Origin of the sequence: Nioella sediminis (assembly GCF_001879695.1) — a bacterium.
GTDB lineage: Bacteria > Pseudomonadota > Alphaproteobacteria > Rhodobacterales > Rhodobacteraceae > Nioella > Nioella sediminis.
Genome location: NZ_MNBL01000039.1, coordinates 1 through 22,717, shown reverse-complemented (window position 1 = coordinate 22,717; position 22,717 = coordinate 1). Strand labels below are relative to the sequence as shown.

25 protein-coding genes and 1 tRNA gene are annotated in these 22,717 nt (G+C 63.0%); 11 read left to right on the top strand and 15 right to left on the bottom strand.

Annotated features, from left to right (window positions below):
* The first annotated feature begins 1 nt into the window (after position 1).
* Both BKY26_RS04910 and BKY26_RS04905 read left to right on the top strand, forming a co-directional pair.
* Entirely contained in the window at positions 2-1,303 is a 1,302-nt protein-coding gene (locus BKY26_RS04910; protein WP_071689284.1) for an amino acid ABC transporter permease, read from the top strand.
* A gap of 12 nt (positions 1,304-1,315) precedes the next feature.
* Positions 1,316-2,119: an amino acid ABC transporter ATP-binding protein gene (locus BKY26_RS04905; RefSeq protein WP_071689283.1), complete on the top strand. Its 804-nt coding sequence runs from the start codon at positions 1,316-1,318 to the stop codon at positions 2,117-2,119.
* Positions 2,120-2,173: 54 nt separating this feature from the next.
* Here BKY26_RS04905 and BKY26_RS04900 read toward each other — a convergent pair whose 3' ends face one another.
* The 8 genes from BKY26_RS04900 to ttcA all read right to left on the bottom strand — a co-directional run bounded on the left by BKY26_RS04900 (position 2,174) and on the right by ttcA (position 10,105).
* A complete protein-coding gene (locus BKY26_RS04900; RefSeq protein WP_071689282.1) occupies positions 2,174-2,677 on the bottom strand; it encodes a SixA phosphatase family protein in 504 nt (167 codons plus the stop codon).
* On the bottom strand, positions 2,674-3,318 hold the full coding sequence (locus BKY26_RS04895) for a ferredoxin (protein ID WP_071689281.1): 645 nt from the start codon (positions 3,316-3,318) through the stop codon (positions 2,674-2,676). The genes BKY26_RS04900 and BKY26_RS04895 overlap by 4 nt, the downstream gene beginning before the upstream one ends.
* A gap of 39 nt (positions 3,319-3,357) precedes the next feature.
* Complete coding sequence (gene argB / locus BKY26_RS04890; protein WP_071689280.1) at positions 3,358-4,224, bottom strand: acetylglutamate kinase; 867 nt, start codon at positions 4,222-4,224, stop codon at positions 3,358-3,360.
* A gap of 56 nt (positions 4,225-4,280) precedes the next feature.
* Positions 4,281-4,931 carry a ribosome biogenesis GTP-binding protein YihA/YsxC gene (gene yihA / locus BKY26_RS04885; protein ID WP_071689279.1) on the bottom strand — a complete coding sequence of 217 codons (651 nt, stop codon included), beginning with the start codon at positions 4,929-4,931 and terminating at the stop codon, positions 4,281-4,283.
* 2 nt (positions 4,932-4,933) lie between these two features.
* The gene (locus BKY26_RS04880; RefSeq protein ID WP_071689278.1) at positions 4,934-5,671 is read right to left on the bottom strand and encodes an MOSC domain-containing protein; all 738 of its coding nucleotides are present in this window, start codon (positions 5,669-5,671) and stop codon (positions 4,934-4,936) included.
* A complete protein-coding gene (yidC, locus tag BKY26_RS04875; RefSeq protein ID WP_071689277.1) occupies positions 5,671-7,497 on the bottom strand; it encodes a membrane protein insertase YidC in 1,827 nt (608 codons plus the stop codon). The genes BKY26_RS04880 and yidC overlap by 1 nt, the downstream gene beginning before the upstream one ends.
* A 122-nt stretch (positions 7,498-7,619) precedes the next feature.
* Positions 7,620-9,170, bottom strand: a complete 1,551-nt coding sequence (locus tag BKY26_RS04870; RefSeq protein WP_083431322.1) for a putative bifunctional diguanylate cyclase/phosphodiesterase — start codon at positions 9,168-9,170, stop codon at positions 7,620-7,622.
* 83 nt (positions 9,171-9,253) lie between these two features.
* The gene (ttcA, locus tag BKY26_RS04865; RefSeq protein WP_071689276.1) at positions 9,254-10,105 is read right to left on the bottom strand and encodes a tRNA 2-thiocytidine(32) synthetase TtcA; all 852 of its coding nucleotides are present in this window, start codon (positions 10,103-10,105) and stop codon (positions 9,254-9,256) included.
* 135 nt (positions 10,106-10,240) lie between these two features.
* Between ttcA and BKY26_RS04860 the strand changes: the two genes are divergently transcribed.
* Positions 10,241-11,137, top strand: a complete 897-nt coding sequence (locus tag BKY26_RS04860; protein ID WP_158514301.1) for an alpha/beta hydrolase — start codon at positions 10,241-10,243, stop codon at positions 11,135-11,137.
* Positions 11,138-11,173: 36 nt separating this feature from the next.
* Here the strand turns inward: BKY26_RS04860 and BKY26_RS04855 are convergent, their stop codons facing one another.
* The 4 genes from BKY26_RS04855 to rpmH all read right to left on the bottom strand — a co-directional run bounded on the left by BKY26_RS04855 (position 11,174) and on the right by rpmH (position 12,555).
* Positions 11,174-11,401 (bottom strand): hypothetical protein, encoded by a 228-nt coding sequence (locus BKY26_RS04855; protein ID WP_071689274.1) that lies wholly within the window; start codon positions 11,399-11,401, stop codon positions 11,174-11,176.
* Between the two features lie 310 nt (positions 11,402-11,711).
* Positions 11,712-11,981, bottom strand: a complete 270-nt coding sequence (yidD, locus tag BKY26_RS04850) for a membrane protein insertion efficiency factor YidD (protein WP_071689273.1) — start codon at positions 11,979-11,981, stop codon at positions 11,712-11,714.
* Positions 11,978-12,346 carry a ribonuclease P protein component gene (gene rnpA, locus BKY26_RS04845; protein ID WP_071689272.1) on the bottom strand — a complete coding sequence of 123 codons (369 nt, stop codon included), beginning with the start codon at positions 12,344-12,346 and terminating at the stop codon, positions 11,978-11,980. Before rnpA ends, yidD begins: the two co-directional genes overlap by 4 nt.
* Before the next feature lie 74 nt (positions 12,347-12,420).
* On the bottom strand, positions 12,421-12,555 hold the full coding sequence (gene rpmH, locus BKY26_RS04840; protein WP_005980833.1) for a 50S ribosomal protein L34: 135 nt from the start codon (positions 12,553-12,555) through the stop codon (positions 12,421-12,423).
* 288 nt (positions 12,556-12,843) lie between these two features.
* On the opposite strand from rpmH, the gene BKY26_RS04835 reads away from it, so the two are divergent.
* From BKY26_RS04835 to BKY26_RS04820, 4 genes are all read left to right on the top strand, one after another.
* Positions 12,844-13,575: a TVP38/TMEM64 family protein gene (locus BKY26_RS04835; RefSeq protein ID WP_071689271.1), complete on the top strand. Its 732-nt coding sequence runs from the start codon at positions 12,844-12,846 to the stop codon at positions 13,573-13,575.
* A gap of 3 nt (positions 13,576-13,578) precedes the next feature.
* Positions 13,579-14,991 carry a dihydrolipoyl dehydrogenase family protein gene (locus BKY26_RS04830; RefSeq protein ID WP_071689270.1) on the top strand — a complete coding sequence of 471 codons (1,413 nt, stop codon included), beginning with the start codon at positions 13,579-13,581 and terminating at the stop codon, positions 14,989-14,991.
* A 31-nt stretch (positions 14,992-15,022) separates the two neighbouring features.
* Entirely contained in the window at positions 15,023-16,411 is a 1,389-nt protein-coding gene (locus BKY26_RS04825; RefSeq protein ID WP_071689269.1) for a sensor histidine kinase, read from the top strand.
* A gap of 47 nt (positions 16,412-16,458) precedes the next feature.
* A tRNA-Arg gene (locus BKY26_RS04820) sits at positions 16,459-16,535 on the top strand.
* 78 nt (positions 16,536-16,613) lie between these two features.
* On the opposite strand, the gene recR is transcribed toward BKY26_RS04820, so the two are convergent.
* Together recR and BKY26_RS04810 are read right to left on the bottom strand one after the other, a co-directional pair.
* Positions 16,614-17,213, bottom strand: coding sequence for a recombination mediator RecR (recR, locus tag BKY26_RS04815; RefSeq protein ID WP_071689268.1), 600 nt, complete (start codon positions 17,211-17,213; stop codon positions 16,614-16,616).
* Positions 17,214-17,229: 16 nt separating this feature from the next.
* Positions 17,230-17,574: a YbaB/EbfC family nucleoid-associated protein gene (locus BKY26_RS04810; protein WP_071689267.1), complete on the bottom strand. Its 345-nt coding sequence runs from the start codon at positions 17,572-17,574 to the stop codon at positions 17,230-17,232.
* Between the two features lie 163 nt (positions 17,575-17,737).
* On the opposite strand from BKY26_RS04810, the gene BKY26_RS04805 reads away from it, so the two are divergent.
* Positions 17,738-18,343, top strand: coding sequence for a histidine phosphatase family protein (locus BKY26_RS04805; RefSeq protein ID WP_227434930.1), 606 nt, complete (start codon positions 17,738-17,740; stop codon positions 18,341-18,343).
* A 50-nt stretch (positions 18,344-18,393) separates the two neighbouring features.
* On the opposite strand, the gene BKY26_RS04800 is transcribed toward BKY26_RS04805, so the two are convergent.
* Positions 18,394-20,136, bottom strand: coding sequence for a DNA polymerase III subunit gamma/tau (locus tag BKY26_RS04800; protein ID WP_071689265.1), 1,743 nt, complete (start codon positions 20,134-20,136; stop codon positions 18,394-18,396).
* A gap of 359 nt (positions 20,137-20,495) precedes the next feature.
* On the opposite strand from BKY26_RS04800, the gene BKY26_RS04795 reads away from it, so the two are divergent.
* From BKY26_RS04795 to BKY26_RS04785, 3 genes are all read left to right on the top strand, one after another.
* Positions 20,496-22,034: an ankyrin repeat domain-containing protein gene (locus tag BKY26_RS04795; RefSeq protein ID WP_071689264.1), complete on the top strand. Its 1,539-nt coding sequence runs from the start codon at positions 20,496-20,498 to the stop codon at positions 22,032-22,034.
* Between the two features lie 3 nt (positions 22,035-22,037).
* On the top strand, positions 22,038-22,517 hold the full coding sequence (locus BKY26_RS04790) for a phosphatase domain-containing putative toxin (protein ID WP_071689263.1): 480 nt from the start codon (positions 22,038-22,040) through the stop codon (positions 22,515-22,517).
* Positions 22,514-22,717 (top strand): hypothetical protein (locus tag BKY26_RS04785; protein WP_211267987.1); only part of this gene is annotated, 204 nt, incomplete at its 3' end. The genes BKY26_RS04790 and BKY26_RS04785, both read left to right, overlap by 4 nt.

Sequence of the window (22,717 nt, the reverse complement as noted above, 5' to 3'; positions counted from 1 at the left end):
TATGGCGAATACACCTTCATTTGTCCGCACCCAGATGCTGGACCCCAAGGATCCGCCGATCACCGAGAAAGGTGCGGTGAAGTGGATTCGGGAAAACCTGTTCTCGGGTTGGCTGAACTCGATCCTGACGCTGGTTTCGCTCTATGTGATCTACTGGGTCCTGGCGCATATCCTGCCCTGGGCGCTCGGCGGGATCTGGAACGCGGAGTCTCTGTCGGAGTGCCGGGAAATCCGGGATGCGTCAGGCGTTGGCCATGACGTTGCCTGTTGGGCTGTGATTGGCGCGCGCTGGCACCAGCTCTTGTTCGGCTTCTACCCGTCCGAGCTGTACTGGCGGCCGATCCTGGCGCTGATCCTGTTCGGTGTTGCGATTGCTCCGGTTCTGTTCGACACGGCGCCGCGCAAGCTGCTGATCGTGACGGCCATCATGCCCTTCGCCGCCTATTGGCTGCTCTGGGGCGGTACGATCTGGGGTCCGATCGTGACGGCCCTCGGCTTCGTAATCGGTTGGGCCATCATCAAGTACGGGTCCGCAACACTCGGTGCTTTAGGGGCAACGATCGCAGCCATCGTGGTGCCATTGCTCTACTGGCTGTTTGTAGCGGGAGCGATCAGCGGGGCGCTTGGCTCGGCTCTGCCGATCGGGATCGAGTCGGTTGCCTCTGACCGGTTTGGCGGCTTCATGCTGGCCATCGTGATCGGTGTCGCAGGCATCGTGATGTCTTTGCCGCTTGGCATCCTGCTGGCGCTTGGGCGTCAATCGGATCTGTTCATCATCAACAAGTGTTCGGTCTTCTTCATCGAGATCATCCGGGGTGTTCCCCTGATCGTGTGGCTGTTCACGGCATCGCTGCTGCTGAACTACTTCCTGCCGCCGGGGACCAACTTCGATCTGATGTTGAGGGTGATCATCATGGTGACGCTCTTCTCCTCGGCCTATATCGCCGAGGTGGTCCGTGGGGGCCTCGCGGCCCTGCCACGTGGCCAGTATGAAGGCGCGGACAGTCTTGGGCTCGACTACTGGCAGTCCATGCAGCTGATCATCCTGCCGCAAGCGCTGAAGATCTCCATTCCCGGGATCGTGTCCACCTTTATCGGCCTCTTCAAGGATACCACTCTTGTGGTGTTCATCGGCCTGCTGGACCCGATTGGCCTGTCCAACGCAATTCGCGCGGATGCGGCCTGGAACGGTATCTACTGGGAACTGTTCATCTTCATCGGCCTGTGCTTCTTCATCTTCTGTTTTTCCATGTCCCGCTACTCAATGTGGCTGGAGCGCAAGCTCCATACCGGGCATCGCTAAGGAGACGTCCAAATGACTGACGCTCAAACTTCGAACATCCAGGACCGCGAAATCGACCGGTCCCATATGAAAGTCTCCGACGAGGTCGCCATCGACATCTCGGGCATGAACAAGTGGTACGGCACCTTCCACGTGCTGCGCGACATCGACCTGACGGTGTATCGTGGCGAACGGATCGTGATCTGTGGCCCCTCGGGGTCCGGTAAGTCCACCCTGATCCGCTGCATCAACGCGCTGGAAGAACACCAGCAGGGCAAGATCGTGGTGGACGGCACCGAACTGTCGAATGACCTCAAGAATATCGACAAGATCCGGTCCGAGGTTGGCATGTGCTTCCAGCACTTCAACCTGTTCCCGCACCTGACCATTCTGGAAAACTGCACGCTGGCCCCGATCTGGGTGCGCAAGACGCCCAAGAAAGAGGCCGAGGAAACGGCGATGCATTTCCTGAGAAAGGTGAAGATCCCGGAACAGGCCGACAAGTACCCCGGCCAGTTGTCCGGCGGTCAGCAGCAGCGTGTGGCAATTGCCCGTTCGCTATGCATGCGTCCGCGCATCATGCTGTTCGACGAGCCCACCTCGGCGCTTGACCCCGAGATGATCAAGGAAGTGCTCGACACCATGATCGAGCTGGCCGAGGAAGGTATGACCATGCTCTGCGTGACCCACGAGATGGGCTTTGCGCGGCAGGTCGCCAACCGCGTGATCTTCATGGATGCTGGCCAGATCGTGGAACAGAACGAACCGGAAGAGTTCTTCACCAATCCGCAGTCGGACCGGACCAAGCTGTTCCTCAGCCAGATCCTCGGTCACTGAGCCGACCGACAGCAATCAAAGAGGCCCCCCGTGGATCGCGGGGGCCTCTTTCGTTCAGGGCAGGTCATGGGGCGTGACGAAATCCAGCACCCGGCCCATCCCCCACTGCACATCCCGCCAGTCTGACTCGTCGCAATCCACCACCAGCGTGGCGCAGGTCGGGAAGTCCGCGAAGCGGGGATGATCGGGTTTGCTGAACAGCAGCCGCTCGGCGAATTCGGCCATGCCGGGGTTATGGCCAATGATCATGTGGGTCATCGCATAGGACCCGCGCGTATAGCCCAGGAGCGTTTCGGGCGATGCGTGATAAAGCTTCTCGGCCGTGTTCACCTTGGGTTTGCCACCAAGGGCCGGGGCGATGCCCTCCCACGTTTCCTGCGCGCGACGGGCAGAGGAGACGGTGACCTTGTCGGGCACATAGCCGTTGTCCCGCAACCAGGCCCCGATCCGGGGCGCATCACGCTGCCCACGCGTGTTTAGGGGGCGGTCATGGTCGTCCAGCAGGGGATTGTCCCAGTCCGATTTCGCATGGCGGGTGAGGATCAGTGTCAGGGTCACTTGTGGAAATACCTCATGTGGTGGGCAGTTTGGGCTGGGTTGCGTCCAAAGCGTTGGCTGACAGGGCAGGCGCGGCGGACGAGACAACCGCCGGTCAGGCACTCAGCGCCCTCTGCACGGTCCAGATGGGCGTGGCAGGCGGGGACGTCGTAGGGCCGTGGCCCGAGCGCGCCGACCGGACAGGCGGTTAGACAGGGCTGCGCGCAGGTCGTGCAGGGGCTGTCGGGAGGTGGTGGGGGCAAGTCCAGCCTGTCGGGTAGAAGGATGGCGCCCCGGATCGAGATCATCATGCCTGCCGTTTCATGCACCAGCATGCCCACGGGCGAGGGCCAGGCCCGGCCGGTGCGTTCTGCCCATCGGATAAACGGGGCATAGGGTGGGCCGCCAAAGGGGAAATGCGGGGTGCCTCCGGTGTGTGTGGCCAGCGTGGTGATGATGCGGGTCGACCATCGGTCAAGCCCGTCGGGCGCACCATCCAAGAACTCCGGCTCTGCCGTGACATGCGCCCAGAACCCCGGCTCCAGCGGGGATAGCAACACCATGGTGCCGGGGGTGCAGCCATCGTCCTCGGTCGCGTGAAACGCACCGAAGATGTCGAGGAAATGCGGGGCGGCAAGCGCCTGAATCGCGGCGAGGTCCATAGACGGAACTCTGCTGATCCGCGCGGAACTTGGCAAGTGTCAGGCGCGGATCATGCTGCCTGCGCCATGGGCGGTGAAAAGCTCCAGCAGCACAGCGTTGTTCACGCGCCCATCCACGATGGTGCAGGCCCGCACGCCATTGCGCACGGCGTTCACGGCGGTTTCGGTCTTGGGGATCATGCCGCCCGCGATCACGCCGTCGGCGGTCATCTGTTCCACCTCGGTGGCGGACAGCTGGGTCAGAACTTCGCCCGCCGCGTTCTTGACGCCCGCCACATCGGTCAGCAACAGAAGCCGGTCAGCCTTGAGCGCCGCCGCGATGGCACCTGCCGCCGTATCGCCATTGATGTTATAGGTTTCGCCCGCGCGGCCCGCGCCGAGGGGGGCCACGACGGGGATCATGTCGTCTTCGAAGAGGTTCAGCAGCACCGCCGGGTCGACCTCTGCCGGTTCACCGACAAAGCCCAGTTCCGGGTCGGCAGGATCGCAGATCATCAGGTTCGCATCTTTGCCGGAAAGGCCCACGGCCTTGCCGCCCTGCGCGTTGATCGCCTGAACGATGCGCTTGTTGACCATGCCCGACAGCACCATCTCGACCACGTCCACCGTGGCCGCATCAGTGACCCGTTTGCCTTTGACGAACTCGGATTTCACCCCGAGCTTGGCGAGCATCTCGTTGATCATCGGGCCGCCGCCATGGACGATCACCGGGTTCATGCCGACCTGACGCAGCAGCACCATGTCACGGGCGAAATTGGCCATGGCCTCTTCATCGCCCATGGCGTGGCCGCCGAATTTGATGACAACGACCGCATCGTTGTAGCGCTGCATATAGGGCAGGGCCTCGGACAAGGTGCGGGCGGTGGCGGCGTAGTCGCGGGAGGTCATGGTCACTTGTTTCTTCATCGGTCTGGCCCTCTGGTCACACCTTGTTAGGCCCAAGCCGCGCGCCGCTCAAGGGCTCAGATGATCCCGGCGATAATGGCGCGCAGGGTCGGGATGCCGACGCCCTTTTCGGACGAGGTCGCCACGATCTCGGGGTAGGCCGCAGGATGTTTGGCCAGCGCGCCGCGCACCTGTTCCAGCAGGTCGGGCATATCCGCCTGCTTGATCTTGTCGGCCTTGGTCAGAACCACCTGAAACGGCACGGCGGACTTGTCCAAGAGGTCCATGATTTCCTCATCCACCGGCTTCACCCCATGGCGGCTGTCGATCAGCACAAAGGCACGGCGCAGATTGGCACGGCCCGAGAGATAGGCCTTGAGAAGCCTCTGCCATTTCTCGACTACCTTCACCGGCGCGTTGGCGAAGCCATAACCCGGGAGGTCGACCAGGTAATGGCTGTCAGCGATGGTGAAAAAGTTGATCTCCTGCGTGCGGCCCGGCGTGTTCGAGGCACGGGCGAGCGCCTTGCGCCCGGTCACGGCGTTGATCAGCGTCGACTTGCCCACATTGGACCGGCCCGCGAAACAGACCTCGATCTTGTCGCCGGGCGGCATCCCGTCCATGGCGACGACGCCTTTCAGGAACTCGGACCCGGCGGCGAACAGCAAACGGCCCTTTTCGGCGTCATCTGCCTCGGGCTTCGGGGCGAGGGGAAAGCGGATTTCCATTGTCAGATCACCTCTGCCGTGTCGCCGACGCTGATGTCACCCGAGGTCACGACCTCGCCATAGACGCAAAACTCGCGGTCATCGTTCAGCACGCTCAGCGTATCGGCGTCGCGTTTGCCGGTATCGGGGTTCGTGGTCGTCGCCATGCAGCGCACGACAGGTTCCCGGATCGCAATCTCAGCGGTGCCGACGCGGACGGTCTTGCCGATCAGGTCGAACTCCTCCCACGGGGCCCATCCCTCGACCCAGATATTGGCACGCCAGCGGCGGCTCGACAGGCTCTGCCCCAGCTTCTGCTCGACCACGCGATGCGAGGCCATGTTGCCGATGCTGACAGAGGGGAAGTCCGTATCGGTCATGCCGCGCCCGGGCACCCGCACGACCCGCTGCGACTGTGCGCGCTTGGGGTCCATCAGCGGTTTGGTCCAGTCAATCAGCGCCTGCGGGTCATCATCGGGCCGGAAGGTCAGATCGGGCAGGTCGGGATGGCGGAGCGTGACCGTCTCGGTCGCCTCATCGAGACGCGCCTCGATGGCCATCAACCCCGGCAGCTTCGCCCCGATCGAGAAATTCTGACAGGGCGCCCAAGCGCTGCCATCGGTTTTGGCGGCGTCATGGGCGACGGCCCAAGCCCTGTCCCACGGAAAACACATACCCGCCGTAAGGCGGGCATGGGTCAGGGCTTCTCGCCCATGGCTTTTGATCGGGTGACGCCAGAGCGCCTCAACCTTGGCAGTCATCACTCGGACTTTGTCTTGCGTTGGAAGCTCTTGCGGATATTGCCGAACACGTCCGGCTTATGCCCGTGGCTGCGCATGATGATGTATTGCTGGGTGAAGGTGATCGTGTTGTTGGTGATCCAGTAGACGATCAGCCCGCTGGCAAAGCTGCCAAGCATGAACATGAAGACCCAGGGCATCCAGGCAAAGATCATCTGTTGCGTCGGGTCCGTGGGCGCCGGGTTCAGTTTCTGCTGCAGCCACATCGAAATGCCCAGAAGGATGGGCAGGATGCCAATGAAGATCAGCGCAAGGATGCTGCCCGGTTCCGGTCCGGCCCAGGGGAAGAGGCCAAAGAGGTTGTAGATCGTCGAGCTATCGGGTGCGGACAGGTCGTTCAGCCAGCCGAAGAACGGCGCGTGACGCAGTTCCAGCGTGACGAAGATCACCTTGTAAAGCGAGAAGAAGATCGGGATCTGCAGAAGGATCGGCAAACAGCCCGAGGCGGGGTTCACCTTGTTCTTCTTGTAAAGCTCCATCATCCCTTTCTGCATCGCCTCACGGTCGTCGCCGGCGCGTTCCTTCAGCTTCTCCATCTCTGGCTGAAGTTCCTTCATCTTCGCCATCGAGACATAGGACCGGTAGGCCAGCGGGAAGAGGATCGCCTTGATCAGCAGGGTCAGCGCGATGATGGCCAGACCCATGTTGCCGATAAGGGCGTTGAGGTAGTGCAGCAGCCAGAAGATCGGCTTGGTCAGGAAGTAGAACCAGCCCCAGTCGATGGAGTCCAGGAACCCGTCGATGCCTTCTTCGTTTTCATAGCGGCGGATGGTTTCCCATTCCTTGGCACCCGCGAAAAGGCGCGTGGTGGATTCCGCGGTTTCACCCGGGGCGACCGTCACGGCGGGCAAGCGTGCCTCGGTCTGGTAGATCTCTGATCCGGGGACATAGCGCGACACGGCGGTGAAGGGCTGGCCGGAGCCGGGGACCAGCGTGGTCATCCAGTACTTGTCGGTAAAACCGATCCAGCCGGAGTCGGTCACCTCCGTAATCTCGGCCTGAGCCCCTTCGCGCTGCACGAAATCCATGTCGGTCATGCCGTCATAGTCGAGTTCGTTCAGGGTGCCGTCAGAGTTCTGGACGACGCCCTCATGCAGGATGAAGAAGTTCTGCAGGTCCTCGGGCAGGCCGTGGCGGGCGACGATGCCATAGGGGGCAAGGCGCACTTCGGTGTCGCCGGTGTTTTCCACCGTCTGGGTGACGGTGAACAGGTAATCCTCATCAACCGAGATGGTGCGGCGGAAGATCAGACCGTTGCCATTGTCCCACCGCAGGGTCACGGGGGTTTCGACGGTCAGCGATTGGCCCTCTTCCAGCTCCCAAGGCGTGTTCGATCCCGGCACCTGATCGTAGTCGAGCGATCCGCCCGGCGTCCAGCCATAGAGAGCGTAATAGGCCCCGGTCTCACCCACGGGCGAGAGCAGGCGGACATTATCCGAGGTTTCATCCAGCGTTTCGCGGTAGTTGCGCAGCAGAAGGTCGTCGAGGCGACCGCCAGTCAGCGCGATGGAGCCATAGAGCGACGGGGTGTCGATCTCGATGCGCGGAGTTTCGACCAGTTCTTCGGGGGCTGCGTCGGCTCCGGCTGCATCGGCGGTTCCCGCGGCGGGCGGAACCAGAGCGACCTCGTTGCCGTTTTCATCGACAACGGTTACGGCAGCCGGATCGTTGGCGGCGGGGTCACTGGCCGGTTCCTCGGGCGGGAACATGATCGACCACAGCAGAATGACACCCATGCTGAGCGCCATTGCAAGAATGAGGTTCTTGTTCTGGTTCTGATCTTGCATGCCCGCGTATCCAGCCTTGGTTGAAGTCACGCAGGTTCAACAGACTGAGGCTGGAAAGGTCAAGCGGTTTTCCCGGTTCTTTGGGCCGTCCGCGCGGTTTGGCCCCGCATTGATGCAGTGATTTACCCTGCGCGGCGGCCGATCCGGGGGGTCTTGGCCAGCCCGGCGGTATAGGTCTGGACCCAGGCGACGGTGTCTTCGAAGGGCATCGGACGGGCGATGATATAGCCCTGCAGGTGATCGCAGCCCAATTGCGCCACGACGCTGCGTTCTCCGGGAGTTTCGACGCCTTCGGCGACGGTGGCCACATTCAACCGCTCTGCCAGCGCGAGGATGCCTGCAACGACGGCGCGCTGCGTGGAGTCCTGATCAAGCTTGGTGACGAAGCTGCGGTCGATCTTGATGCGGTTCACGTGAAAGCGGCGAATATTGGCGATGGAGCTTTGTCCGGTTCCGAAATCGTCTAGATCGAGATTGAACCCATGCGCGCCCATCTGCTCGATATTGCGCAGGATCACGTCATCTTCGGACTGGGCGGCCACGGTTTCGAGTATCTCGACGGTCAGGCGCGCGGGCCGCAGGTCGAACCGGTCCACCTCCCATTTCAGGCGGTCGGCAAGCGTCGGGTCGCGCAGTTCCTCAGCCGAGAAATTGACCGCGACAGACGGAACGGAACAGCCCGCCATGTCCCATTCCTGAACGGCGCGCAGCGACTGCGCCAGGATGCACTCCCCCAATCGTCCCATGCATCCGGCATCTGCCACCGCAGGCAGGAAATCGGCAGGGGTCAGAACACCCGCCTCTGGATGGTGCCACCGCGCCAGAGCCTCAAACCCGGTGACCGCGCCGGTATCGGCACTGACCTGCGGCTGGAACCAGGGACGGATGTCACCAGCGGCAATGGCATCTTCCACTTCTTCCGCCAGACCGTGACGCAGCTGAGCGCTGAATTTGATCCGGTCGGAATAGCCGCGCACGCCGCCCGGTCCGTGCCGACGCGCCTCGATCAGGGCGGTCAGTGCCGCGTCCAGCAGGCAGGTGGAGCCGCCGAAATCGGTCTGGGCCGGTGTCGCAAAGCCCACGGATACCGTGGGGTGCGCGGCGGCCCCGGCGATTGCAATCGGTTCCGAAAGGGCTTTTTGCAGCCGGTCCACGAGCGACATCACGATATCGAGCTTGACGGAGGCGACCGGGTGCAGAGTGATCGCAAATCGACCTTCACCGATGCAGGCAACGATGTCGCCCCGGCGCACGGTGGTCAGAACCCGGTCGGCGGTGCGGCGCAGGATACGGTCGCTGGCCTCCCCCCCCCACCGGGCAGCGAGGTCGGGAAAGTCGTCGATCTCGACTACCAGGCAGGCAGTGGAATGGCTTTTTCGCCCTGCCTCGGCCAGGGTCGTTTCCAGCACTGCCAGAAAGCTTTCACGCATCGGCAGGCCGGTTTTGCCATCGAGCGGCGCAGAGTCGCCTGCGCCCTTTCCTTGTGGGCGCATGGCCTGCAGGGCCAACAGGCCGGGCAGCAGAAAGGAGGTCGCGAAAATCACCTCGGGCGCGCCCATCCAGAAGGCCAGCAGCGCCAGCGCCGGGAAGACCGCCAGTACCTCAACCCTCGACAGGCCCCTGCGAATGTTCTGCGCAAGGGAATCCAACCGGGGAAACATCGGGACATACATGGCAGCCTCTCAACCTGGCAATTCGGTCAACGGTGCCTTCACCGCTACGCCAAACTGCCTGACAGGCTGTTAACGTCTCCGCCTCAGTCCTTCGGATTTGTCTCGACTTGTTCCGATCGCGTCAGCCCGGCGAAGTCAAAAAGCGCCGGGTCAAGCAGATGAGAGGGCCGCGCATTCATCAGGGCGGAGAACATCTTGCCCCGCCGTCCGGGAGTGCGGGTTTCCCATTCATCCAGCAGTTTCTTGATTTGCTGGCGCTGCAACCCGTCCTGCGATCCGCAAAGATCACAGGGGATGATCGGGTAGTTCATGGCGGTCGCGAATTTCTCGCAATCGGCCTCGGCCACATGCGCGAGCGGGCGATAGACGAAGAGGTCGCCCTCGTCATTCAGCAGTTTCGGCGGCATCGTCGCCAGCTTTCCGCCATGGAAGAGATTGAGGAAAAATGTTTCAAGAATATCGTCGCGGTGATGGCCCAGAACCACGGCGGAACAGCCCTCCTCGCGTGCGATTCGATAAAGATTGCCGCGCCTGAGCCGCGAACAGAGCGCGCAATAGGTGCGCCCGGCGGGCACCTTGTCCATGACGATGGAATAGGTGTCCTGATATTCGATCCGGTGCTCCACCCCCATCTTGGACAGGAACTCCGGCAGCACCGTCGCGGGGAAACCCGGCTGACCCTGATCCAGATTGCAGGCCAGCAGGTCCACCGGCAGCAGCCCGCGCCATTTCAGCTCGGTCAGCGCGGCGAGCAGCGTGTAGCTGTCCTTGCCACCCGACAGGCACACGAGCCACCGGGCGCCGCGTTCGATCATGCCATAGCGGTCGATCGCTTCGCGGGTCTCGCGAATGATCCGCTTGCGAAGCTTCTTGAACTCGGTCGTGTTCGGCGCGCCGCTGAACAGCGGGTGGATATCGTCGGATTCGTCTAGCATCGGGGGCCTCCGGTTGCGGGTCCGCGTCTACGCGGAATGCCCCGGACAGGCAATGATTTTGGCATCTGGGCGATTCGGGCGCATGATGACCGGATTAGCCAGTTTTTCATTCGAGGACCGACGATGATTTACGCCATGACAACCCGCAGTTTTGTTGACGGGGCTTTTACAAAGAACCCCGGTGTGACGCGCTATGTGAGGGTCGAAAAGACCGCGGCCGGATATGCGGTGCAGACCCTGCCGGTGGACACATGGCTGGCCGAAGTGCTGGCGGCTGCGGGCGGGAACGGGGTGCTGCTGCATGTGCATGGGTTCAACCTGGAACAACATGAAACCTTCGCACGGCATCAGCTGATCGCCGACGGGCTGGCGCAGCACGGGTTTGGCGGAGTGGTCGTCAGCTTTGACTGGCCCACCAACGGCGCTCTGTTCGATTATCGCAAGGACCGGGCAGACGCGCACACGGTTGCGCCGCAACTGGTGCTGGATGGCATCGCCGTGCTGCGCAAGGCGGCGCCGGGGATCAAGCTCGACATCATGGCGCATTCCATGGGCGCACTGGTCACGCGCCACGCATTCCACCGGGTGGTGGAACTGGGTAAGGCCGGGGCGGTCGATATCTCGGTTGGGCAGGTTCTTCTGGTCGCCGCAGACATTGCGGCCAAATCGATGAAGACCGGCGCGAAGAAATCTGCCGCGCTCTATGCACATGCGGGGCGGATCACCAACTACTATAGCCGTGCCGATGAGGTGCTGAGCCTGTCCCAATGGTACAGGCTGTTTCAGGCCCAAAGGCTGGGGTTCGAGGGGATGCCGGACAGCGTCCCGCCAGGCCATGCGGACGTGTATGTGCAGCACTATTACAACGCGCATAAGCATGAATGGCCGAACACGTCCTCGATCTCTCATAACTGGCACTTCCTCGATGCGCAGTTCTATCGAGACGCCGCCCTCGTGCTGGCCGGGCATCCTGCCGCGAGCATGCCGACGCGTGCGCCGACGAACGAGGGCAATCAGGCGCTGATCGGCTGAGGGTAGGGGCCCGGACGGACCGGACCCCCTGATGGTTCACCATCTGAGCTGTGTTGCGGATGGGGGAGGGTGGTAAGGCGCCATCCCTATGTCGCGCCGCATGTGATTGTTGAGCACTATCAGCCCGTTCGCGGGCCGCGCCTTGCGCCTCAGCGCCTGCTTGGCGGCGGCCTTCAGCACGCGCCACGCGCCTGCATCAGCGATCATCTCGGCCAGCAAGGCCTGGATTTCAGCCGCCGAAAGACGGTTTTCGAGTCTGGTCATGATATGTCCCCCTGTTGAAACAGGGGCCTCTGATTGGGTTGGAGATGGACCACGGGCGGGCAGATGCCCCCATGGCAGATCGGTCAGGTCATGTTGGAAAGCTGGCCCCTAGGGACCGAAGGGTGCGGCCTTGCGGCCTATGCCCCTGCCATGCAGGTGCCGGACCGGGAACCGAGTTCGCCACGGCGTCGTGTGAATAGCAAAATCATATGACGCCCTCCCTTAGCTTGGACGGTGGAACTCGATGTAGGGCAGGTAGCATGGGGGGTGCGCGTCGCGCTATGCTGGAAAATCGGACAATCGGCGGTTGTTACCGATCGGCCACGTCCTGCGCATCGTCATGGCGATGATCATGCCCGCAGCCGGGCACCGGGTCATAGCCATCTGAACCCCAGGGATGGCAGCGGCCAATCCGCTTGGCGGCGAGCCATGAACCCTTGATCGCCCCGTGCTGTTGCAATGCCTCCAGCGCGTAGGCCGAACAGGTGGGTTGGTAGCGGCAGTTGAACCCCACCCATGGGCTGAAGATCAGCCGGTAGGCCCGGATGGGCAAAGCGAAGAGATGGGCCAGCGGGGTCACTTGTGGATCTTCCTCAGCGCGCGGGACAGGTCCTTGACCATGTCCTCCATAGGCCGGGCGGCGGTTTCATTGGCGCGGCCAATCAACACGTAATCCCAGCCGGGCCGCCCTTCAAGCGGCAGGATGGCGCGGGCGATTTCCCTCAAACGGCGTTTGGCACGGTTGCGGGCCACGGCATTGCCGACCTTCTTGGAACAGGTGAACCCCACGCGGACCAGATCGGGTGGCACGCCCTCATCCTCCCGTCGCCGCCGCGCCTGCACCAGAAAGGCGGGGGCCGGGGCACGGGCGGCCCGCGCGGCGCGCAGAAAATCGGGGCGTTTGGTCAGGGTCTCGACAATCGGCAAGGGCGGTCCCTCAAACACGAAAAGCCCCCGGGGCCTTGGGGCCGAAGGGGGCTCATCAACCGGGTGCAAAGACCCGGCGTTGCATCACGCGATTATGCGCTGAGCGACTTCCGGCCGCGGGCGCGGCGGGCGTTCAGGATCTTGCGGCCGGCTTTGGTTGCCATGCGGGCGCGGAAGCCGTGGCGACGCTTGCGGACCAGGTTCGACGGCTGGTAGGTGCGTTTCATCTGTCTCGTTTCCTTGTCATCAAGGCCGGATGCGGGCGAGGCCCACGCATCGACAGCCGGAGAATCCGTATGAGGCCCGGGCAATAGGCCCTCATGACCGCCATGTCAACAAGCCCGAAGCCCTGAATTCCCGGTTTGAAACATCTCGGGCGCAGATTCCTTCAGGTGGCCGCCGATGATGACATATTTCCACGGTTTCCGTCACGTGTGATCAACGCCGCGTGAGGGGGCTGTTGCTGCGCCGGGCTTGCACGCATGTTGTGGTCAACGCAAGCGATTGGACAGGACATGAGCCAAGTCACCACGGAACCCGGATCGAAGGCCAGCCGCCTTCTGCCCTTTGCGCTGATTCTGTTGGGCGCGGTGGCGGGCTGGTTTGTGCTTGGCGACTACCTGAGCTTTGACACCCTGCGCGACAACCGCGAGGCCCTGCTGGCCTTCCGTGACGCGCATTACCTGACGATGGTGGTTGTCTATATGGCGATCTACGTCCTGATCGTGGCGTTCTCATTGCCGGGGGCCACCATTGCCACTCTGACCGGCGGGTTCCTGTTTGGTCTATTTCCCGGGGTGATCTTCGTCCTGCTCTCCGCCACCATCGGCGCGACGATCATCTTCCTTGCGGCCCGGCTCGGCTTTGGCAGCACTTTGTCGGCTCGGATGGATGCGTCCTCGGGCCTCGTGCGGCGGATCAGTGAGGGCATTCATGAAAACGAGCTGTCGATGCTGTTCCTGATCCGGCTGGTTCCGGTCGTGCCCTTCTTTGTCGCCAACCTGCTGCCTGCGTTGGTCGGCGTCAGCCTGCATCGCTATGTCTTCACCACGTTCTTCGGGATCATGCCGGGCACGGCGGTCTATACTTGGGTGGGCGCCGGTCTGGGCGAGGTCTTCGCCCGCGGTGAAACCCCGAACCTTTCGATCATCTTCGAGCCTGCCATTCTGGGCCCCATTCTGGGCCTCTGTGCGCTGGCTGCGCTTCCCATTCTCATCAAGGCCCTGCGCGGCCAGAAAGGGCTCTGACCCATGAACCGGATCAAGACCGATATCTGCGTGATCGGGGCGGGCAGCGGCGGGCTGTCGGTGGCGGCCGGTGCTGTCCAGATGGGGGCCGATGTGGTGCTGCTGGAAGGCCACAAGATGGGCGGCGATTGCCTGAACTATGGCTGCGTGCCGTCCAAGGCGCTGCTGGCGGCAGGGCACAAGGCCCACGCCATGGGGCAGGGGGGCTTTGGCGTGACGGGCGGGGCGGTCGCGGCTGACTACGCGGCAGCCAAGGACCATGTTGCGGCGACAATCGCCGCCATTGAACCCCATGACAGCCAGCAGCGTTTTGAAAGCCTTGGCGTAAAGGTCATCCGCGAATTCGGGCGCTTCACTGGTCATGACACCGTTCGGGCAGGTGAGACTGAGATCACCGCGCGCCGTTTTGTCATCGCCACCGGATCGCGGCCCTTCGTGCCGCCGATACCGGGGCTTTCGGATGTTCCCTACCTGACCAATGAAACCATCTTCGATCTGCGCGAGCGGCCCGAACACCTGATCGTCATTGGCGGTGGTCCCATCGGCATGGAGATGGCGCAGGCGCATCGGCGATTGGGGTGCGAGGTGACGGTTCTGGAAGGCGCCAAAGCGCTTGGGAAGGACGACCCGGAGATTGCCGCCATCGCACTGGAGAATCTGCGTGCGGAGGGCATTCGGATCATCGAGGGCGCGATGGTGTCGGAGGTTTCGGGCAGCGAAGGCACTATAGCCGTCATTACCGAAGACGGCACTCGCCATGAAGGCACCCATCTAATGGTTGCCGTTGGACGCACGGTAAATATCGATCAGCTCGACCTGCACAAGGCAGGGGTGGAACGCGCAGGCGGCGGCGTGAAGGTCGATGCCTCGCTCCGCTCGCCCACGAACCGCAAGGTCTATGCCATCGGTGATGCCGCCGGTGGCCTGCAATTCACCCATGTGGCGGGCTACCACGCGGGCGTGATCATCCGGCAGATGCTGATGGGCCTGCCGTCAAAGGCGCGCACCGACCACATTCCATGGGCTACCTACACGGACCCTGAAATCGCTCAGGTCGGGCTGACCGAGGCCGAAGCCCGCGAGGCCCATGGCGACAAGCTGACCGTGGTCCGCTTTCCCTATTCCGGCAATGATCGCGCGATTGCCACCGGCCAGACCACCGGGCTGATCAAGGTGATGGTGGTCAAGGGGCGGCCCGTCGGGGCCGGGATCGTCGGTGCGCAGGCGGGGGAGCTGATTCAGATCTGGGCGCTTGCCATTGCCAACAAGCTGAAAATGGGCGCTATTGCCGCGATGGTTGCCCCCTATCCGACGTTGGGGGAGATTAACAAACGGGCCGCGGGCGCCTATTTTAGCCCCAAACTGTTCGATAGCCCGTGGGTCAAACGGATCGTGCGCCTTGTGCAGCGGTTCTGAGCCCGGCGACGAGGGAAGGTAGACAAACCGCGTGCTCAATTCGCTATCAGGCCGATTGCTGATCCTGACCGTCATCTTCGTGATGCTGGCAGAGATCATGATTTTCGTGCCCTCCATCGCGCGGTTTCGGGAAGACTATCTCTTGGCGCGGATCGAGCGGGCTCAGATCGCCTCGCTGGCGCTGCTGGCCGATGATGCGATGATGATCGACGAGGCGCTGGAGCAGGAGCTGCTGGACAATGCTGGCGTGCTGAATGTGGTGCTGCGCCGCGATGCGGTCAGCCAGCTGATCCTGTCCGTCGACCGAATACCCCCGATCTCCGGGCAATATGACCTGCGCGATGTATCTGCCTGGACCTTGATCCGGGACGCCATACTGCGGTTGGCCGAACCCGAGAACCAGGTGATCCGGGTCTATGGCAACCCGGTGCAGGATGCGGGCATGTTGATTGACGTGACGCTCTACACCCAGCCCATGCGCGATGCGATGATAGAGTATGGTCTGCGCATCCTGCTGCTGTCGGCGGTCATCTCGATCATCACGGCGGCCTTGCTGTTCTTTGCCGCCCGCCGTGCCATCGTGATGCCCATTCAGCGGGTGATCGATTCCATGCGCGCCTATTCGGAACGGCCGGAAGACGCGACCCGTATCATCCAGCCGTCAGCCGGGGTGACCGAACTGCATACCGCCGAGGAAACGCTTCAAACGCTGCAAACCCAATTGACCGCATCCCTGAAGCAACGCGAGCGTCTTGCGCAACTGGGCGAGGCCGTGGCCAAGATCAGCCACGATCTGCGCAATATCCTGACGGTGGCCACGCTGATGGCGGACCGGCTGGAGGGGTCTGACGACCCGACCGTTCAGCGCACCGCGCCTAAGCTTCTGTCGTCGCTGGCCCGTGCGGTGAACCTGTGCGAAGGCACCCTGGCCTTCGGCCGCGCCGAAGAGCCGCCACCGGCCTTGTCCCGATTCGAGCTTGGCCCGCTGCTGGAAGATGTTGTCGAGCAGGAACAACTGGCCGTTTCCGGCGAAGCGGTTCAGATTGAAGCCACCTGCGCACATGGGATGATCGTGCGTGCCGATTCCGAGCAGCTGTATCGCGTGCTTGGCAATCTCTTGCGCAACGCGCGACAGGCCATTGCGGCCAGTGGCAAGCCGGGCCGTATCTCGCTGGAGGGGTGCGAGGACGCGGAAGGCTGGGTGATCCGGATCACAGATACCGGACCGGGCCTGCCAAAGCGGGCGCTCGATCATCTGTTTCAGCCGTTCCAGGGGGGCGCGCGCAAGGGCGGCAGCGGGTTGGGATTGGCCATCGCGGCCGAGCTGATCCGAGGCCATGGCGGGCGGCTGGATTTGAAACAGACCGGTCCGCAGGGAACCGTCTTCGAAATCCATCTGCCTGCCGGTCAAAAAGTCTGATTTCACCCTTGCGCCGGTCCGAGGACAGGTCTAAACACCGCCCTCACGCGCTGGTAGCTCAGTTGGATAGAGTACTTGACTACGAATCAAGGGGTCGGGGGTTCGAATCCTCCCCAGCGCGCCATTGAAAAGGCTCAGCGACTGATCGCTGAGCCTTTTCCTGTTTCTGGCGTCCTGTAACAGGCCCTGCCAGTGGCGAGGTTCAAAACGCCTTGCGGGCGCGCAGCGCGGCCGAGATTGTGCCGTCGTCGAGATAGTCCAGTTCTCCGCCCACGGGCACGCCCTGTGCCAGAGAAGAGACGGTAACACCGCTGCCCTCCAGCTCTCCGGCGATATAGTGGGCCGTGGTCTGACCATCCACGGTTGCGTTGAGCGCGAGGATGATCTCGCTGACGCCATCTGACCGGATCCGGTCGAGCAGTTTGGGGATGCGCAACTCTTCGGGGCCCACGTCATCCAGCGCCGACAGGGTGCCGCCAAGCACGTGATAGCGGCCCTTGAACGCATGACCACGCTCCATGGCCCAAAGATCCGCCACATCCTCGACCACGCAAATCTGCCCATTTGCACGCTCGCTGTCGGAACAGATCGAGCAGGTGTCGGAGGTGCCGATATTGCCGCAAGTCAGGCACTCGCGGGCGGTGGCGGCGACCTGAGTCATCGCATCGGCCAGCGGCTGCATAAGCAGGGCGCGTTTCTTGATCAGGTGCAGCACGGCGCGGCGAGCCGACCGGGGGCCGAGCCCCGGCAGCTTGGCCATGATGTCGATCAGGAACTCTATGTCTTCGGTGCCGCCAGCCATGCGCGGGGTGCCACCCTCAGAAGGGCAGCTTCATGCCTTCGGGCAGGTTCAGCCCCTCGGTCAGACGCGCCATTTCCTGCTGGCTGCGGTCTGCCGCCTTGGCCTGCGCGTCCTTGATCGCGGCTAGGATCAGGTCTTCGACCACTTCCTTTTCATTGGGATCGAAAATCGAGGGGTCGATATTCAGCGCGGTCAGTTCGCCCTTGGCGGTCGCGGTGGCGCGCACCAGACCCGCGCCGGATTCGCCTTCCACCGTCATGGTGGCCAGCTGCTCCTGCATCTCGGCCATCTTGCCCTGCATTTCCTGCGCCTGTTTCATGATCTTGGCCATGTCGCCAAGCTGGCCCAGTCCTTTGAGCATGTCGTCGCCTCCTGTTTGGCTTCCGTTGCCCTGCGACATAAGCCGCGCGGTTCGCTCAGGCAAGTTTGGATTGACTTGACAAAAACAGTCGGAATTGCAAAACCCCTTGCAGGCACCGTGTGAGGCACCCAGTCGGATGAACCCACAGACACGGAGATATTCCATGTGCCCACGCAAACCAGTCCTTTTGGCTGCCCTGATGATGCTGGCCCAGTCGCTGCCCGCTCATGCCGATCCCCTGCCGCCCGAAACGCTTGTCGAACGTCTGACGGAAGGGGGATACGTGCTCTATATCCGCCATGCGCAGACAGAGAGCGATTATGCCGATCAGGTGACCGCCGACCCTGAGAACTGCGCCACGCAGAGGGTGCTGAGCCGCACCGGATGGGCGCAGGCCCAGGCCATCGGCGCAGCGATAGACGCGGCCGGTATTCCGGTGGCCGAGGTCTTGTCGAGCCAGTATTGCCGGGCATGGCAAACCGCGGATCTGGCCTTTGGATATCATGAGGAAACAGCAGCGCTGAACTTTGAACCGGCGGAGGACTACTCTGATGTGCAGATTCAGGCTATGAGAGACCGGGTGACGCCTCTGGTCATGGCCCGCATGCAGGCAGGCAGCAATCGTGTCATTGTCGGCCATGATGACCCGTTCGAAGCGCTGACCGGTATCTATCCCGAACCGCAGGGGGTGGCCTATGTGTTGCAGGTCCGTGACGGGGCAATTGAGGTGCTTGGCGCGATTGCGCCGGATGCGTGGCCTGGCATGTAGCCCCGGTCAGGAAACGGCCTCGCCCCGGATGTCTTGCCGGGGCGCGGTGTTCAGTCCTCCTCGAACGGGTCCCATTCATCCTCGACCTCGGGCAGGGCCTGCAGTTCGGCCTCGGCGTCGAGCTCTGCGCGGCTGCGGATCTCGGTGATCTTGGCCTGCGGGAAGGCCGCCAGAACCGCCTGCATCATCGGATGCTGTCGCGCCGCGTCTTCCAGTTCACGGGTCTTGGCATTCTCCACCTCTTCGATGGTCTCACCGCCGCCCTCATTGGCCAAAGTCACGGTCCAGCGCACGCCGGTCCAGTTCTTCAGGCTCTGTGCCAGACGGGGGGCGAGATCCCTGGGCGCGCGGTCCGTAGGTTGGAAGGTGATCCGACCGGGCGCGTAGGAGACGATGCGAACGCAGGTTTTCACCTCGATCAGCAGCTTGATGTCGCGGTTCGACTCGATCAGCGCCACGACCGTATCGAAATTGTGATAATGTGCGAGCGCCGTCTCGGGGGCCTCGGCCAGCGCTGTTGCTGCACCGCCCGATGGGCTACGCGGGGCGGAGGCACGGGGGACGGGGCCGCTGCCGCCTTGCGGGGCAGGCACGCGACCGCCACCACCGCCGCCAGCGGGGGGCGGGGTCATGTCCTTGAGCTTGCGAACCAGATCCTCCGGCGGGGGCAGGTCGGACACATGGGTCAGGCGGATGATCGCCATCTCGGCGGCCATCATGGCATTGGGGGCGAGCGCCACTTCCTCCAGTGCTTTCAACAGCATCTGCCATGTCCGGGCGAGAACCCGCATAGAGAGTTTCTGCGCCAGCGCCTGCCCGCGCGTGCGTTCATCGGGGCCGATCGTGGGGTCGTTCGCCGCCTCGGGCGTGATGTTGATGACCGAGAGCCAGTGGGTCAGTTCCGCCAGATCGCGCAGCACCGCCATCGGGTCGGCCCCGTCGGCATATTGCGCGCCAAGCTCGTCCAGAGCACCGGCTGCATCGCCGGACATCACCTTTTCAAACAGGTCCATGACCCGGCCGCGATCCGCCAGCCCCAGCATGGCGCGCACCTGATCGGCGGTGGTTTCGCCCGCGCCGTGGGAAATCGCCTGGTCCATGAGGCTCATGGCGTCGCGGACGGAACCTTCGGCGGCGCGGGTAATCAGCGCCAGCGCATCCTCGTTGATCTCCGCCCCTTCCTTCTGCGCCACACTTTGCAGATGGGCGATCATCACCTCGGGCTCGATCCGGCGCAGGTCGAAGCGCTGGCAGCGCGACAGGACCGTGACCGGAACCTTGCGGATCTCGGTGGTGGCGAAGATGAACTTCACATGGGCGGGCGGTTCTTCCAGCGTTTTCAGCAGCGCGTTGAAGGCGCTGTTCGAAAGCATGTGAACCTCGTCGATGATATAGACCTTGTAGCGCGCGGACGCAGCTCGGTAATGTACACTTTCGATGATCTCTCGGATATCATTCACGCCCGTATGGCTGGCGGCGTCCATTTCGATCACGTCCACATGGCGGCCTTCGGCAATGGCCTTGCAATGTTCGCAGGTGCCGCAGGGTTCGGTCGTAGGGGTGCCGGTGCCGTCCGGTCCGGTACAGTTCAGCCCCTTGGCCACGATCCGCGCCGTGGTCGTTTTCCCGGTGCCGCGAATGCCCGTCAGGATGAAGGCCTGTGCGATCCGGTCCGCCGCGAAGGCGTTTTTCAGGGTGCGCACCATGGCCTCCTGCCCGATCAGATCGGCAAAACTGGCGGGCCGGTATTTGCGGGCCAGAACCTGATAGCCTGTGTTGTTGGTCTCGGACATGGTGCCTCGCGTCGGGGTGCGTTCGGGTCAGGTTAGAGGGTTTTGTCCGGGGGGTGAACAGGGGAGTTGAGCCTTGCGCGGGCTGAGAGGGCTGGACGCCTCCGGCGGGAGTATTTGGGCCAAAAAGAAAGGGGCAGGGCGCCGCGTTAAGGTTAACGGATGGAGGTTTGTGCTTTGGTAACCATGATGGGCTTGGCGCGGCGGATGCAGTGAGCTAGGATCGTGCTGCCGCAAGGGGCGGCATCCAGGTCCGCGGAAAGCCGTCATAGGCGCCCCTGAACGATCGGAAGACCGAGCCTATCGGATTTTCTCATGCCCGGATCAGCGGACCGGCGGGCGCTATCGTGAGGAAACCGACGATGAAATCCCTCGACCAATTGCGCCGTGACGCCAAGGCGTTGCGCAAGGCCCATGAGGCCGGTGATCCGCTTGCCCTGCAGCGGCTGAAAGTCCATCCGCCCCGCAGGGACGGCTCTGACCTGAAACACGCCGACTATCTGCATGTGATCGCCCTTGAATCCGGCTTTGTCAGCTGGCCCGCGCTGAAAGAGGCGCAGGAGATCCAAGGGCTGGATCGCGCCGCGAAGCTGCAGAAGCTGAAGATCGCGCTGGCCCATGGGCAGAATGCCCGGGTGGACCGGTTGCTGGCGGACACGCCGGATCTGGCGGATGGTCTCTTTGGGTTGCAGGTGGCGCTGCTGAACCGCGAAACCGTGGAACGCATGCTGGCCGAAGACCCAGGCCGCGCAACGCGGGTCGTGGCGCATCAGTCGCCCCTGTGTTTCCTGGCCTTTTCCAAGCGGTTTCAGGCGCAGCCCGACCGCGTCGACGAAATGCTTGCCATTGCCGAGATGCTGTTGGCTCATGGGGCCGATGTGAATGACGGCCGCCCGGTCAGCCCGGACAGCGACCATCGCCTGTCGGTGCTCTATGGGGCCATTGGTCATGCGGATAACATGATTCTGGGGCAATGGCTGCTCGATCACGGGGCCGATCCCAATGATGGCGAGTCGCTCTATCATTCGACCGAGCTTGGGCATCACGACGGGCTGCGCATGCTGCTGGAGGCCGGGGCCGACCCCAAGGGCACCAATGCGCTGCTGAGGGCCATGGACTTCAATGATCACCAGGCGGTGCGGCTGCTCCTCGATCATGGCGCTAGGGCGGATGATTTCGACGGCACCCATGTGGGGGGTGAGGCACCCTGGGTGGTGCCGGCCCTGCATCAGGCTGCGCGGCGGATGTGCGATGGAGAGATGGTCGACCTGCTGTTGGAGGCAGGGGCAGACCCGGCGCGGGAGTTCGAGGGCTGCACCGCCTATGGCTATGCGCGGGTCTTTGGCAATGTCGATCTGGCGCGGGCCATTGAGGCGCGGGGCGAAGTGCCTGAGCTGACGGCGGAGGAAAAGCTGCTGGCGATGGCGGCAGATGGGGAGGTGCCTGCGGGCGTCTATATGGACCCGGCGAAGCTGCCCGAGGCCTACCGTAACATCATCCGACTGATCCTGCACCTGCCCGGCAAGCTTGACCATGTGAAGCGGCTGGTTGCCATGGGGGTGGAATATGACCGCCCCGACACCGAGGGGCTGACGCCGGTTCAGGTCGCAGGGTGGGAGGGGCTGCCCGAGGTGATGGGTTATCTGCTGTCGCTGAAACCCGATCTGTCGCATGTGAACAACTACGGGGGGACGCTGCTATCGACCATCCTGCATGGGGTGGATAATTGCCCCGCGCGGGCCGAGCGGGACTATGTCGCCTGTTTGCGGCTGGCGCTGGAACACGGGGTTGCCTTGCCCAAGGCCGCAATAGAGTTTGCTAACGAGGACGAGATCGCCGGTTTCCTGTCGGATTGGGCCGAGGCTCATCCCGGTGCGGTCGTGGATCAAGGAGCTTTCTGAGCCGTGGCGGATTTTTCAATATCAGAGCTGGCGGCGGCGGGTGGCGTGCTTGGCATCTGCCCGTTGCCCGGACGGTTCCGGGACTATGGCACCGATCTGGCGGACATGCTGGCCTGGCAGCCCGACATCGTCCTGACCCTGACGACACTGCCCGAAATGGCACAGCATGGGGCGGATCGTCTGGGGCAGGACCTGATGCAGGCTGGTGTTCGATGGGTTCACCTGCCTGTGGAGGATTTCGGGATTCCCTCCGATGATGTCAGGGCGACATGGCCCGATCTCGTTCCTGTACTGGCGTGGGGCGGTCGGATTCTGGCCCATTGCTACGGCGGCTGTGGCCGGTCTGGCATGGCGCTGCTGCGGCTGATGGTCGAGGCAGGCGAGTCCGGGTCGGAGGCGCTATTGCGCCTACGCGCTGCGCGGCCCTGCGCGGTTGAAACCGAGGCACAGCGGGTCTGGGCATTCGCGGGAGGCTCGGCATGACGGCCTATCTGATGCTGACGATGGAAGCGGGCGCAGCGCTGGCCCGGCGCGGGATCAAGGGGCCGGTCGTCATGCTGAACCTTTTGCGCCTTCGGGATGTGGCGGATTATTCCGAAACGCCTGATCTTGCCCCGAAAACACCGATCTCGGGCCGGGATGCGTTTGACCTCTACATCGCCCATACCCTGCCGCTGCTTCGG